We start from the raw sequence: 13674 nt of genomic DNA on the forward strand, positions 1-13674 counted from the left end.
GCTCAGGACGGGCGCCTCGCCAGCCCGATGGACGGCGGTATCCGATCCGCGGAAATCCGTTGCCGGAACACCCAATACGACCATGCCTGGTAGACCACCGTCAGCGGGGCCATGAACGCGGTCACCCACGTCATCACCTTGAGGGTGTACGGCGTCGACGAGGCGTTGTAGATCGTCAGGCTCCATTGCTTGTTCAGCGTGGAGGGCACCAGGTTGGGGTAGAGCGCGCCGAACAACAGGATCACCACCGCCACAACGACCATCGCGGTGCTCGCAAACGCCCAGCCGTCGGAGGCGCGCCGCCACACCACCAGCACGGCGGTCAGCTGCGCCACCACCGCGACCGCCAGCACCAGCCAGGTCCACTGCTTGCCGTAGGCCAGCTGCGTCCAGATCCCGAATCCCGCCACCAGTGCGGTCGCCGGGACCGACAGCCACACCGCCAGCCGGTGGGCGTCGTCGCGGATGGAGCCGGAGGTCTTCAGCGAGATGAACACCGCGCCGTAGAACAGAAACAGCCCGGCCGTCGCCAAGCCGCCCAACAGGGTGTAGGCGTTGAGCACGTCGGTGACCGACAGGTGGACGTGGCCGGTCGCGTCCACGGGGAGGCCGCGGACCAGGATGGCGAACGCCACGCCCCACAGGATAGCGGGCAGCCAGGAACCGGCGGCGATGCCGAAATCGGCCCAGCCCCGCCACTTCGTGTCGTCGACCTTGCCGCGCCACTCGATCGCCACCGCGCGCAAGATCATGCCGAACAGGATGGCCAGCAGCGGAAGATACAGCGTGGAGAACACCGTGGCGTACCAGCCGGGGAACGCGGCGAACATCGCTGCGCCGCCGACGATCAGCCACACCTCGTTGCCGTCCCACACCGGACCGATCGTGTTGAGCGCCGTGCGCCGGATGGGTTCGGCCTCGCCGACGCCGACCCGGGCGAGCGGTTCCATCAGCATGCCCACGCCGAAGTCGAAGCCCTCCAGGACGAAGAAACCGAGGAACAGCAACCCGATGATGCCGAACCACAACTGCTGCAGTCCCATCGGTCAGCTCCTTTCCGTGCTCGGGCCTAGTAGGCGAACGAAAGCGGCGCCACCTCGTCGTCGCCGGGTGCCGGCGCGGGGGCCGGTTCGGCGTCGTGTTCCCGCGGGCCCTCGGTGATGTACCGCTTGAGCAACCAGAACCACAGGACCGCGAGCACCGCGTAGACGAGGGTGAAGGTGACCAGCGAGGTGATGACCATGCCGGGAGCCAGGTGTGAGACGGCCTCCCGGACGGTGAACCGAACCTGTTGGTCCCCGGTCGGATTCGGCGCGACGATCCATGGCTGCCTGCCCATCTCGGTGAACACCCACCCGGAGATGTTCGCCAGGAACGGCGTGGGAATGGTCACCAGCGCCAGCCACGACAGCCATCGCTGGTTGGGCACCCGGCCGCCGCGGGTGAGCCACAGCGCCGCCAGCGCGAACAACACCGGGACGGCGAGGAACCCGATCATCGCGCGGAACGACCAGTAGGTGACGAACAGGTTGGGCCGGTAGTCATTTGGGCCGAACCGACCCTCGAAGTCCTGCTGGATGTTCCGGACGCCCTGCAGCGTCACGTCGCTGGTCCGGCCCTCGGCGAGGAACGGCAACACGTAGGGCACCTCGATCACGCGGGTGATGCTGTCGCAGTTGTTGTGCGTGCCGACGGTGAGGATGGAGAAGTCCGGATCGGTTGCGGTGCTGCACAACGACTCCGCCGACGCCATCTTCATCGGTTGCTGCACGAACATCAGCTTGCCCTGGCGGTCGCCGGTGAAGAACAGGCCGGCCGCGGCGAGCAGCACCACCCAGCAGCCGAGGATCGCCGCCGGGCGGAACATGGTCCGCGCATCCGATTCACCGGCAGGGGTCGCCGTCGCCGGGCGCCGTGACCGGACCAGGAACCACGCGCTGACCGCCGCGACGAACGTCCCGGCGGTCAGCAGCGCGCCGGTGACGGTGTGCGTAAACGCCCACCGCGCAGTGTTATTGCCAAGCAGCGCGGTGATGCTGTCCAGCTCGGCGCGATGCGTCGCCGGGTTGTAGTGCGCGCCGACCGGGTGCTGCATGAACGAGTTCGCCACGATGATGAAGAAGGCGGACACGTTCACACCGATCGCGACGATCCAGATGCAGGCGAGGTGGATCAGCTTCGGCAGCCGGCCCCACCCGAAGATCCACAACCCGATGAACGTCGACTCGAAGAAGAAGGCGAACAGGCCTTCCATCGCCAGCGGCGCGCCGAAGATGTCGCCGACGAACCGCGAATACTCGCTCCAGTTCATCCCGAACTGGAATTCCTGGACGATCCCCGTCGCCACGCCGATGGCGAAGTTGATCAGGAACACCTTGCCGAAGAACTTCGTGAGGCGGTACCACGCGGTGTTGCCGGTGGCCACCCACACCGTCTGCATGACGGCCAGCAGCGGCGCCAAACCGATGGTGAGCGGCACGAAGATGAAGTGGTAGACGGTAGTGATACCGAACTGCCACCGCGAAATATCGACGACATTCATCTGCCATCTCCCGAAACTGCGTAGCCGTACGCACGGCTACTACGAAGTGTAGTAGAAGTGCCGGGGCCGGCGCTACCGGTCGCCCCTCAACCGGTCAGCGTCTGCGAAGCCTTGCGGATGCCGAAGGAGGAGATGATCTCGAAAATGCCGATCACCACGAACCACACGCCGACCACGAGCGCCAGCGTCACAATCGATTCCAGAGGCGAAGCGAGGACCACGATGCCGGCGAGCAGACTGATCACGCCGATGAAAATCGTCCAGCCCCGGCCGGGTAGGAGCGGGTCCTGGATGGCCGAGATCGTCGTGCCGACGCCGCGGAAGATGAACCCGATGCCAATCCAGATGGCCAGCAACAGGATTGCGTAGCCCTGACCGAAATGGCGAAACGCCAACAGCGCCAGGATGAGTGAGGCGGCACCGCTGATGAACAACAGGATCCGGCTGCCCGCCGAGACATGCAGGCTGAAGGCGAAGAACACCTGTGCGGCGCCGGTGATCAGCAGGTAGACGCCGAAGGCGGTCGCGGCCACGACGATGGATATTCCGGGCCACGCCAGCACCAGGACGCCGAGGGCCAGCGACAGAATTCCCGACAACAGGGCCGATTTCCACAGGTGCGGCAACAGACTTGGAGCGGGGGGAGGTCCAGGTGTGGTTTGCATGGCCGCAGTGTGACACAAACGCCGCCCCCGGTATAGGGCACTTGGGTTATACGTTGGCGGTGCGCGAATCCGCGGCCAGCAGATCGGTGGTCACGTCGGTGGTTTCGCTGGGCGCCTTGCGCCCGATCAGGTACCAGGTGCGCATCAGGCCTTTGCCTTTGACGTCGATGTGGCCGCGCTCCTGCAGCACGAACTCGTCCCGCAGGCGCTCGTACATGGCCTCGGGCACCTGAATTCGGCCCGCCGAGTCGGTGGATTCCATCCGGGACGCGACGTTGACCGCGTCGCCCCACACGTCATAGAAGAAGCGGCGGGACCCCACGACACCGGCGACCACCGGCCCGCACGCCATCCCCACCCGCAGCGGAACCGGGTTGCCGTGCGGATCCTGAAGTCCGGCCACAACATTGGCCATGTCGAGCGCGAAGTCCGCGAGCGCCTGGGCATGGTCGGGCCGGGGGCGGGGAACGCCGCTGACCACCATGTAGGAATCGCCGCTGACTTTGATCTTCTCGAGCCCGTGCTTGTCGACGAGCGCGTCGAAGGCGCTGTAGAGGTGGTCGAGGAAGCGCACCAGCTCCGCCGGTGCCGTGCCGCTGGCCCGCTCGGTGAAGCCGACGATGTCGGCGAACAACACGGAGGCTTCGTCGTACTTGTCGGCGATGATGCCGCGGCCGGGCTCCTTGAGCCGCTCGGCGATGCTGGCCGGCAACATGTTGGCCAGCAGCGCCTCCGAGCGCTCGTACTGCGCCTCCATCACGGCCTCGGCGCGCGCGGTGTCGCGCAGGGCGAACCACACGGTGACGACGACCATCACCACGCTGGACACCGTCGTGACGACGAACCCGGCCGCCTGGACCCAGGCCGGCTGCAGCCCGGTGTCGCGGGGGATCAGGAACTCGACGGCGATGATCAGGCCGGCGGCGACCGCGGCGAGCGCGGACGCCAACACGATGTGTTCGATTCCCAGCAGCAGCACGACGATGCACGCGCCCACCAGGAAGAAGAACTCGGCCCCCGAACCGGTGCCGACGTCGACACAGCTGGCAAACACCGACACGTAGGCCGCGCCCAGGAAGGTAAGCGGCGCAACCAGTTCGCCGAACCGCTGCAGCCACGGGACCATCGCGAAGACCATGGCGCCGAGGACGTTGATCGAACTGACCTGCCACAGCCACGTGCCGCTGAGGATCTGCACCAGCACGAAGCTCACGCTCACCATGACGGCGAGCCACGCGGTGATGGTCAGGATCCGGGCCCGGCGGGCGGCGCTGGCCGCGTAGTGCTGATTGCGGTCGCGCGTCTGCGCCCGCACCGCTGCCACGCAGTCGGGGCGGCTCGTTGAGCCATCTGCCACCGGTGGGGCGCCGCACTTCTTAGCCGCCACGCTGACAGCGTAACGCTGACCTCGGTGTTTGTCGGCCCCTGGACCGAGGAAACGCGGCCGCGGCGCCGGGGCGGAGGCCGCTTTGGCGCCCGGCCGTATCGGGTGCAAAAAAATTCCCAAAAAAAATTTGCGTTTGGGGGGTTTCAAAATTTGTCCGAAGTGTTATTAAACATATGTCGGGCTGTGAAGTGGGTCACGTGTTCCTCTAACCAAAGGGGCGCATCATGGGGATTCTCAGCAGGAAGATCGGGCTCGTGCTGGTCCTGGCGGGAATTGCGATGGCGACCCCCGCGTGCGGGGTGGGATGTGGCGGCGCGGCCTCGTTGTTGCGAGTGGCAACCGACTCCATGCAGAGTGATCCGATGCAGGTCAACGTGGTGCACTCCGAAGAACAGGTGTGCATCAGCCGCTGACGAGGCGGCTCGCCTGGGCCCCTGGGAAAGGGCCCGCGGCGACGGTCGAGTCCCGGATCTTTTGCCCGCGGGGTGGGGTCGGTCGCCAATAAATTCGGCCCGTGCGTGCCGCCGTCGCGAAATAAATTGAATTCATAGCGCGCGCCGAATTTCGCGCCTAGTGGTAAATGCGCGGAGTATTCAAATTCGCGGAAGTCCATACCTTTGGCACGCATTTGGCGGTATTTACCGCATCCACGCTTTGGCGTGGCTGGAGAGCCGGGACTTGAGTACCGGAAAGCGGCCGGCTAGCCACGAGCCGGTTTGCCGGGTGCGGGGGCGGGGAGGCGCCGATTGCGAACGAGCGGCGAGTGCCGTGGTGGTGCCCTCGGTGAGATTCGAACTCACACTGGACGGGTTTTGAATCCGTTTCCTCTGCCAGTTGGGATACGAGGGCTGGCCGGCCTCCTACCTTAGAGGCAGCCTCCCACCATAGAGGATCGGGCGCGGGCGGCCGCCTGACCGCCCCCGAGGTCGCTGGTTCGAGGCGTTCACGACACAATGTCCGTCATGACAGGCCCCACGACCGACACCGACGCCGCCGTGCCGCGCCGGGTCCTGATCGCGGAAGACGAAGCGCTCATCCGAATGGACCTCGCCGAGATGCTGCGAGAGGAGGGTTACGAGATCGTCGGGGAGGCCGGCGACGGGCAGGAAGCCGTCGAGCTGGCCGAGCAGCATCAACCCGACCTGGTGATCATGGACGTGAAGATGCCGCGGCGCGACGGGATCGACGCGGCATCGGAGATCGCCAGCAAGCGCATCGCGCCGATCGTCGTGTTGACCGCGTTCAGCCAGCGCGACTTGGTCGAGCGCGCCCGCGACGCCGGGGCGATGGCCTACCTGGTGAAGCCGTTCACGATCAGCGACCTGATTCCGGCTATCGAGTTGGCGGTCAGCCGGTTCAGCGAGATCACCGAGCTGGAACGCGAAGTGGCCACGCTGTCCGACCGGCTGGAGACCCGCAAGCTCGTCGAGCGCGCCAAGGGCCTGCTGCAGACCAAGCAGGGCATGACCGAACCCGAGGCGTTCAAGTGGATTCAGCGCGCCGCGATGGACCGGCGGACCACGATGAAGCGGGTCGCCGAGGTCGTGCTGGAAACCCTCGGCTCCGAGGACGAGTAGCTTTTCGACCCGCCGAGTGTGCGCTCAGGGCCTCGAGCGTGCGTCCAGGGCGCCAGAAGCGCAGGATTCGCGCCCTGAGCGCACGCGCAAAGCCGCCATCGCACACTGGATTTCGTAAACCGCGTTGCGACGTGCCGCGCTGACCGTCGACCCGGCGGCCGCTTACAGCTAGCGCGCCACGATCACCGACGAGCCGTGACCGAACAGGCCCTGATTGGCGGTGACGCCGACCGTGGCGTTCTCCACCTGCCGGCCGGTGGCCTGCCCGCGCAGCTGCCAGGTGAGCTCGCAGACCTGCGCGATGGCCTGCGCGGGAATGGCCTCCCCGAAGCACGCCAGCCCGCCCGAGGGGTTGACCGGGACCTTGCCGCCGATGGTGGTCGCCCCGCTGCGCAGCAGCGCCTCGGCCTCACCCTTGGGGCACAGCCCAAGGTGCTCGTACCAGTCGAGCTCCAGCGCGGTGGACAGGTCGTACACCTCGGCCAGGCTGACGTCCTCGGGCCCGATGCCCGCCTCGGCGTAGGCCGCGTCGAGGATCTGATCCTTGAACACCCGGTCGGGTGCGGGCACCGCGGCGGTGGAATCCGTTGCGATGTCGGGCAATTCGGGTAGGTGCTGGGGGTAGCGGGGGGTGACCGTGCTGACCGCGCGCACCGACGGGACGCCGTCGAGCGAGCCGAGGTGCTTGCGGGCGAACTCGGCGCTGGCCACGATCAGGGCCGCCGCGCCGTCGGAGGTGGCGCAGATGTCGAGCTGGCGCAGCGGGTCGGCCACCACCGGGCTGGCGAACACGTCGTCGGCCGAGGCCTCCTTGCGGTAGCGGGCATTCGGGTTCTGCAGCCCGTGCCGGGAGTTCTTCACCTTCACCTGGGCGAAATCGTCGGGCGTCGCGCCGTAGAGGTCCATCCGGCGGCGCGCCAGCAGCGCGAAGTACACCGGGTTCATCGCGCCGATCAGGTGGAACCGCTGCCAGTCGGGGTCGTTCTTGCGTTCCCCGCCGACGGGGGCGAACGCGCCCTTGGGCGTGGTGTCGGCGCCGATCACCAGCGCGACGTCGCAGAACCCGGCCAGGATCTGGGCGCGTGCGCTCTGCAGCGCCTGCGACCCGCTGGCGCACGCCGCGTAGCTCGAGCTGACCGGCACGCCGTTCCAGCCCAGCTTCTGGGCGAACGTCGACCCGGCGATGAAGCCCGGGTAGCCGTTGCGGATGGTGTCGGCCCCGGCGACCAGCTGGATCTGCCGCCAGTCCAGGCCGGCCTCGGCCAGGGCGGCACGGGCGGCCACTACGCCGTACTCGGTGAAGTCGCGGCCCCACTTGCCCCATGGGTGCATGCCGGCGCCCAGGATGTAGAGCGGTTCGGGAGTCATGGCGCAACCTTCCAAGCGTGCACGATCCGCTCCACGCCGTCGTCGTCAACGAACAGCGGCATCGTGGTCAGCTCCATCTCCATGCCGACCTTCAGGTCGGCGGCCAGGGTGCCCTCAACCACCTTGCCCAGCACGATGAGTCCCTCGTCGGCGAGCTCGACGGCGGCAATCGCGAACGGCTCGAACGGATCCGGGGCGGGATAGGGCGCCGGCGGCGGGTACCGGTTTTCGGTGTAGCTCCACAGCGTCCCGCGGGTCGACAACGCGACGGCCTCCAGTGTGTCGCTGGCGCAGCCCGGGTTGGGGCAGTTGTTCTCCCGCGGCGGGAACACGTAGGTGCCGCACTCGGGGCACTTCCCGCCGATCAGGTGGGGGCGACCGGCGCCCTCAGTAGTCGAGTCGGTGGCGAACCATCCGTCGATCGCGGGTTGTTGGCTGGTGACCTCTGGCACTCGGCCAGACTACCCAGCGCCAATCCAAAACTGAAACGTGTTGCAGTTCTGCGGCAGCCTCGGGCTCGTCGGTCGGGGTGCCTAGAGTGATAGCCGTGCCCGCTCCGCCCGCTCAGCAGACCGACGAAAACACCAAGCCGACACTGATGTTGCTCGACGGCAATTCGCTGGCGTTTCGGGCGTTCTACGCGCTGCCCGCAGAGAACTTCAAGACCCGCGGCGGCCTGACCACCAACGCGGTGTACGGCTTCACCGCGATGCTGATCAACCTGTTGCGCGACGAGGCCCCGACGCACGTCGCCGCGGCGTTCGACGTGTCCCGGCAGACCTTTCGCTCCGAGCGGTACCCGGAGTACAAGGCGAACCGCTCGTCGACGCCCGACGAGTTTCACGGCCAGATCGACATCACCAAGGAAGTGCTGAACGCGCTGGGCATCACGGTGCTGGCCGAGCCCGGCTTCGAGGCCGACGACCTCATCGCGACGCTGGCCACCCAGGCCGAGAACGAGGGCTACCGCGTGCTGGTGGTCACCGGGGACCGGGACTCGCTGCAGTTGGTCAGCGACGACGTGACGGTGCTCTACCCCCGCAAGGGCGTCAGCGAACTCACCCGGTTCACGCCCGAGGCCGTCGTCGAGAAGTACGGGCTGACCCCCACGCAGTACCCCGACTTCGCCGCCCTGCGTGGCGATCCCAGCGACAACCTGCCCGGCATCCCGGGCGTGGGGGAGAAGACCGCGTCCAAGTGGATCGCCGAATACGGCTCGCTGCAGGGGCTGGTGGACAACGTCGAGTCGGTGCGCGGCAAGGTCGGCGACGCGCTGCGGGCCAACCTGGCCGGCGTGATCCGCAACCGCGAGCTCACCGACCTCGTCAAGGACGTGCCGCTGGCGCAGACCCCGGACACGCTGCGCATGCTGCCGTGGGATCGCGACCACATCCACCGGCTGTTCGACGACCTGGAATTCCGGGTGCTGCGCGACCGGCTGTTCGACACGCTGGCCGCGGTCGAGCCCGAGGTCGACGCGGGCTTCGACGTGCGCGGCAGCGCGCTGCAGCCGGGCGAGCTGGCCGTGTGGTTGGCCGAGCACAGCTCGGGCAAGCGCTTCGGCCTGGCCGTCGTCGGCACCCACCTGGCGTACGACGCCGACGCCACCGCACTGGCCATCGTCTCGGCCGACGGTGAGGGCCGCTACATCGACACCTCCGCGCTGGATCCCGACGACGAGGCCGCGCTGGCGTCCTGGCTGGCCGACCCGGGCCCGCCCAAGGCGCTGCACGAGGCCAAGCTGGCGATGCACGACCTGGCCGGCCGCGGCTGGACCCTGGCCGGCGTCAGCTCCGACACCGCGCTGGCCGCCTACCTGGTGCGGCCCGGGCAGCGCAGCTTCTCGCTCGAGGACCTTTCGCTGCGCTACCTGCGCCGCGAACTGCGCGCGGAAACTGCTGAGCAGCAACAACTTTCGCTGCTCGACGACACGGAGGGCACCGACGACCAGGCGGTGCAGACCCTGATCCTGCGGGCCGTGGCGGTGCTGGACCTGGCCGACGCGCTCGACGAGGAGCTGGCCCGCATCAACTCCACGTCGCTGTTGGGCGGCATGGAGCTGCCCGTGCAGCGGGTGCTCGCCGGTATGGAACACACCGGCATCGCAGTCGATTTGGATCTGCTCGGCGAGCTGCAAAGCGATTTCGCCCACCAGATCCGGGACGCGGCCGAGGCGGCCTACGCGGTGATCGGCAAGCAGATCAACCTGGGCTCGCCCAAGCAGTTGCAGACGGTGCTCTTCGACGAGCTGGAGATGCCGAAGACCAAGCGCACCAAGACCGGCTACACCACCGACGCCGACGCCTTGCAGTCGCTGTACGACAAGACCGGCCACCCGTTCCTGCAACACCTGCTCGCCCACCGCGACGTCACCCGGCTCAAGGTGACCGTCGACGGGCTGCTGAACTCGGTGGCCTCCGACGGGCGCATCCACACCACGTTCAACCAGACCATCGCGGCCACCGGCCGGCTGTCGTCAACGGAGCCGAACCTGCAGAACATCCCGATCCGCACCGAGGCGGGCCGGCGGATCCGGGATGCCTTCGTGGTCGGCGACGGCTATGCCGAGCTGATGACCGCCGACTACAGCCAGATCGAGATGCGGATCATGGCCCACCTGTCCCGCGACGAGGGCCTGATCGAGGCCTTCAACACGGGGGAGGACCTGCATTCGTTCGTCGCCTCGCGGGCGTTCGGCGTGCCGATCGAGGAGGTCACCGCCGAGCTGCGCCGCCGCGTCAAGGCGATGTCGTACGGCCTGGCCTACGGGTTGAGCGCCTATGGGCTCTCGCAGCAGCTCAAGATCTCCACCGAGGAGGCCAAGGAGCAGATGGATGCGTACTTCGCCCGGTTCGGCGGGGTGCGCGACTACCTGATGAACATCGTCGAGCAGGCCCGCAAGGACGGCTACACCTCCACGGTGCTGGGCCGCCGCCGCTACCTGCCCGAGCTGGACAGCAGCAACCGCCAGGTGCGCGAGGCCGCCGAGCGGGCGGCGCTCAACGCCCCCATCCAGGGCAGCGCCGCCGACATCATCAAGGTCGCGATGATCGAGGTCGACAAGGCGATCGCCGAGGCGGGGCTGAAATCCCGCATGCTGCTGCAGGTGCACGACGAACTCCTGTTCGAAATCGCGCCCGGCGAGCGGGACCAGCTCGAGGCGCTGGCGCGGGAGAAGATGGGCGGCGCCTACCCGCTCGACGTGCCACTCGAGGTCTCCGTCGGTTACGGCCGCTCCTGGGACTCCGCGGCGCACTAGCGCGGCGACCCGGACGGTGCCGCGCCCCACGGCCCGCGGGGTAGCGTTGGGGGCGGAAAATCGGCCCGAAATTCGCCCTGGCGTTACTTTCGCGTCAGCAGGTGGCGGCCGAGTTTGGCCAGCGTGTACGCAGTCGAGTAGCCTCAATAGGTAAATCCCAATTTTGTCCCTACGACCCAACCTGTCCGGAGCAACCCACCACATGCCGAGTCCCACCGTCACCTCGCCCCAAGTAGCCGTCAACGACATCGGTTCCAGCGAGGACTTTCTTGCCGCAATAGACAAAACGATCAAGTACTTCAACGATGGCGACATCGTGGAGGGGACGATCGTCAAAGTGGACCGGGACGAGGTGCTCCTCGACATCGGCTACAAGACCGAAGGGGTCATCCCCGCCCGCGAGCTCTCCATCAAGCACGATGTCGACCCCAGCGAGGTCGTTTCCGTCGGCGATGAGGTCGAGGCCCTGGTTCTCACCAAGGAGGACAAAGAGGGCCGGCTGATCCTGTCCAAGAAGCGCGCGCAGTACGAGCGCGCCTGGGGCACCATCGAGGCGCTCAAGGAGAAGGACGAGGCCGTCAAGGGCACCGTCATCGAGGTGGTCAAGGGTGGCCTGATCCTCGACATCGGCCTGCGTGGCTTCCTGCCCGCGTCGCTCGTGGAGATGCGGCGCGTCCGCGATCTGCAGCCGTACATCGGCAAGGAGATCGAGGCCAAGATCATCGAGCTGGACAAGAACCGCAACAACGTGGTGCTGTCGCGGCGCGCGTGGCTCGAGCAGACCCAGTCCGAGGTGCGCAGCGAGTTCCTCAACCAGCTGCAGAAGGGCGCCATCCGCAAGGGTGTGGTGTCCTCGATCGTCAACTTCGGCGCGTTCGTCGACCTTGGCGGCGTTGACGGTCTGGTGCACGTCTCCGAGCTGTCTTGGAAGCACATCGACCACCCGTCGGAGGTCGTTCAGGTCGGCGACGAGGTCACCGTCGAGGTGCTCGACGTCGACATGGACCGCGAGCGGGTGTCGTTGTCGCTCAAGGCGACTCAGGAAGACCCGTGGCGGCACTTCGCCCGCACGCACGCCATCGGCCAGATCGTGCCCGGCAAGGTCACCAAGCTGGTGCCGTTCGGCGCGTTCGTCCGCGTCGAGGAGGGCATCGAGGGCCTGGTGCACATCTCCGAGCTCGCCGAGCGCCACGTCGAGGTGCCCGACCAGGTGGTCGCCGTCGGCGACGACGCCATGGTCAAGGTCATCGACATCGACCTGGAGCGCCGCCGGATCTCGTTGTCGCTCAAGCAGGCCAACGAGGACTACACCGAGGAGTTCGACCCGGCGAAGTACGGCATGGCCGACAGCTACGACGAGCAGGGCAACTACATCTTCCCCGAGGGCTTCGACGCCGAGACCAACGAATGGCTCGAAGGTTTCGACGCCCAGCGCGCCGAGTGGGAGGCCCGGTACGCCGAGGCCGAGCGCCGGCACAAGATGCACACCGCGCAGATGGAGAAGTTCGCCGCGGCCGAGGCGGCCGGGCACGGCGCCGAGCAGTCGTCGGCCAACGGCGGTGCGCGCGAGGAGAAGGCGGCCGGCGGGTCGCTGGCCAGCGACGCCCAGTTGGCCGCTCTGCGGGAGAAGCTCGCCGGCAACGCGTAATAGCGTTCAGGCATGCTGCGTATCGGGTTGACCGGCGGCATCGGCGCCGGCAAGTCGGCCCTGTCGGCCACCTTCGCCAAATGCGGGGCCGTCATCGTCGACGGCGACGTGATCTCGCGCGAGGTGGTCCAGCCGGGCACCGAGGGCCTGAAGGCGCTCGTGGCGGCGTTCGGCGACGACATCCTGCTGCCCGACGGGTCACTGGACCGTCCCGCCTTGGCGGCCAAGGCCTTTGCCGACGACGAGGCGCGGCAGCGGCTGAACGGCATCGTGCACCCGCTGGTCGGCAAGCGCCGCGCCGAGATCATCGCCTCGGTGCCAGAGGATTCGGTTGTCGTCGAGGACATTCCGCTGCTGGTGGAATCCGGGATGGCGCCGCTGTTCCCGCTCGTGGTCATCGTGTACGCCGACGTCGAGGTGCGGCTGCGGCGGCTCATCGAGCAGCGCGGCATGCCCGAATCCGACGCCCGCGCCCGGATCGCCGCGCAGGCCAGCGACGAGCAGCGCCGTGCCGTCGCCGACATCTGGGTGGACAACTCCGGCAGCCCGGACGACCTGGTGCAACGCGCCCACGACGTGTGGGACAACCGCATACTGCCCTTCGCGCACAACCTGAGCCGACGCCAGGTCGCCCGGGCGCCGGTGCGGGTGGTGCCGCCCGATCCGAGCTGGCGCGACGAGGCGCAGCGCATCGTCAACCGGCTGAAGACAGCCTGCGGACACCGGGCCATCCGGGTGGACCACATCGGTTCGACCGCCGTGGCGGACCTGCCCGCCAAGGACGTCATCGACGTGCAGGTCACCGTCGAATCCTTGGCCGTGGCGGACGAAGTCGCCGAGTCGTTGTTGTCGGTGGGTTATCCGCGCCTGGAACACATCACAGCCGACGCCGCCAAGCCCGACGCCCGCAGCACCGTGCAGGATTTCGACCACAGTGACGATACCGCGTTGTGGCACAAGCGAATTCACGCCTCGGCCGATCCTGGAAGGCCGACCAACGTACACATCCGGGTCGCGGGCTGGCCCAATCAGCAGTTCGCTCTGCTCTTCGTCGACTGGCTCAATGCGAATGCCGACGTGCGCGAGCAGTATTCGCGGATGAAACGGGAAGCCGACGCAGCCGCCGGCGGCGACATCATGCGCTATATCACCGCCAAAGAACCGTGGTTTCGTGACGCCTACCGGCAAGCCTGGGAATGGGCCGACACCACTGGCTGGAAGCCCTGAG

Annotated in this window: 11 protein-coding genes and 1 tRNA gene; 5 read left to right on the forward strand and 7 right to left on the reverse strand. The window is 67.4% G+C overall.

What is annotated here, in order from left to right; all coding sequences use genetic code 11:
- Positions 1 to 2 precede the first annotated feature (2 nt).
- From cydB to A5680_RS00410, 4 genes are all read right to left on the reverse strand, one after another.
- Positions 3 to 1043 (reverse strand): cytochrome d ubiquinol oxidase subunit II, encoded by a 1041-nt coding sequence (gene cydB / locus A5680_RS00395; RefSeq protein WP_067814990.1) that lies wholly within the window; start codon positions 1041 to 1043, stop codon positions 3 to 5.
- 26 nt (positions 1044 to 1069) lie between these two features.
- On the reverse strand, positions 1070 to 2542 hold the full coding sequence (locus A5680_RS00400; protein WP_067814993.1) for a cytochrome ubiquinol oxidase subunit I: 1473 nt from the start codon (positions 2540 to 2542) through the stop codon (positions 1070 to 1072).
- 86 nt (positions 2543 to 2628) lie between these two features.
- Positions 2629 to 3225, reverse strand: coding sequence for an HdeD family acid-resistance protein (locus A5680_RS00405; RefSeq protein WP_156669603.1), 597 nt, complete (start codon positions 3223 to 3225; stop codon positions 2629 to 2631).
- A gap of 28 nt (positions 3226 to 3253) precedes the next feature.
- Positions 3254 to 4594: an adenylate/guanylate cyclase domain-containing protein gene (locus A5680_RS00410; RefSeq protein WP_055404138.1), complete on the reverse strand. Its 1341-nt coding sequence runs from the start codon at positions 4592 to 4594 to the stop codon at positions 3254 to 3256.
- A gap of 224 nt (positions 4595 to 4818) precedes the next feature.
- On the opposite strand from A5680_RS00410, the gene A5680_RS00415 reads away from it, so the two are divergent.
- Entirely contained in the window at positions 4819 to 5007 is a 189-nt protein-coding gene (locus A5680_RS00415; RefSeq protein ID WP_055404139.1) for a hypothetical protein, read from the forward strand.
- A 359-nt stretch (positions 5008 to 5366) separates the two neighbouring features.
- Here A5680_RS00415 and A5680_RS00420 read toward each other — a convergent pair.
- Positions 5367 to 5443 (reverse strand) — tRNA-Leu (locus tag A5680_RS00420).
- A 113-nt stretch (positions 5444 to 5556) separates the two neighbouring features.
- Here A5680_RS00420 and A5680_RS00425 point away from each other — a divergent pair.
- Entirely contained in the window at positions 5557 to 6171 is a 615-nt protein-coding gene (locus tag A5680_RS00425; protein ID WP_156669602.1) for an ANTAR domain-containing response regulator, read from the forward strand.
- A gap of 168 nt (positions 6172 to 6339) precedes the next feature.
- On the opposite strand, the gene A5680_RS00430 is transcribed toward A5680_RS00425, so the two are convergent.
- Both A5680_RS00430 and A5680_RS00435 read right to left on the reverse strand, forming a co-directional pair.
- Positions 6340 to 7539 carry a lipid-transfer protein gene (locus tag A5680_RS00430; RefSeq protein ID WP_055405544.1) on the reverse strand — a complete coding sequence of 400 codons (1200 nt, stop codon included), beginning with the start codon at positions 7537 to 7539 and terminating at the stop codon, positions 6340 to 6342.
- Positions 7536 to 7991 carry a Zn-ribbon domain-containing OB-fold protein gene (locus tag A5680_RS00435; RefSeq protein ID WP_055405545.1) on the reverse strand — a complete coding sequence of 152 codons (456 nt, stop codon included), beginning with the start codon at positions 7989 to 7991 and terminating at the stop codon, positions 7536 to 7538. Before A5680_RS00435 ends, A5680_RS00430 begins: the two co-directional genes overlap by 4 nt.
- Positions 7992 to 8137: 146 nt before the next feature.
- Here A5680_RS00435 and polA point away from each other — a divergent pair, with 146 nt between their 5' ends.
- The 3 genes from polA (at position 8138) to coaE (ending at position 13673) form a co-directional block, all read left to right on the forward strand.
- Entirely contained in the window at positions 8138 to 10798 is a 2661-nt protein-coding gene (gene polA, locus A5680_RS00440; RefSeq protein ID WP_197281346.1) for a DNA polymerase I, read from the forward strand.
- Positions 10799 to 11000: 202 nt separating this feature from the next.
- The gene (rpsA, locus tag A5680_RS00445) at positions 11001 to 12446 is read left to right on the forward strand and encodes a 30S ribosomal protein S1 (protein WP_067815002.1); all 1446 of its coding nucleotides are present in this window, start codon (positions 11001 to 11003) and stop codon (positions 12444 to 12446) included.
- A gap of 12 nt (positions 12447 to 12458) precedes the next feature.
- Entirely contained in the window at positions 12459 to 13673 is a 1215-nt protein-coding gene (coaE, locus tag A5680_RS00450; protein ID WP_067815004.1) for a dephospho-CoA kinase, read from the forward strand.
- Position 13674: the final 1 nt, after the last annotated feature.

The organism is Mycobacterium sp. E2989 (genome assembly GCF_001667595.1).
Taxonomy (GTDB): Bacteria; Actinomycetota; Actinomycetes; order Mycobacteriales; family Mycobacteriaceae; genus Mycobacterium.

Coding starts and splice junctions, on each gene's coding strand:
- cydB (WP_067814990.1), bottom strand. CDS start 1,043: ATGGGACTGCAGCAGTTGTGGTTCGGCATCATCGGGTTGCTGTTCCTC.
- A5680_RS00400 (WP_067814993.1), bottom strand. CDS start 2,542: ATGAATGTCGTCGATATTTCGCGGTGGCAGTTCGGTATCACTACCGTC.
- A5680_RS00415 (WP_055404139.1), top strand. CDS start 4,819: ATGGGGATTCTCAGCAGGAAGATCGGGCTCGTGCTGGTCCTGGCGGGA.
- A5680_RS00425 (WP_156669602.1), top strand. CDS start 5,557: ATGACAGGCCCCACGACCGACACCGACGCCGCCGTGCCGCGCCGGGTC.
- A5680_RS00430 (WP_055405544.1), bottom strand. CDS start 7,539: ATGACTCCCGAACCGCTCTACATCCTGGGCGCCGGCATGCACCCATGG.
- polA (WP_197281346.1), top strand. CDS start 8,138: ATGTTGCTCGACGGCAATTCGCTGGCGTTTCGGGCGTTCTACGCGCTG.
- rpsA (WP_067815002.1), top strand. CDS start 11,001: ATGCCGAGTCCCACCGTCACCTCGCCCCAAGTAGCCGTCAACGACATC.
- coaE (WP_067815004.1), top strand. CDS start 12,459: ATGCTGCGTATCGGGTTGACCGGCGGCATCGGCGCCGGCAAGTCGGCC.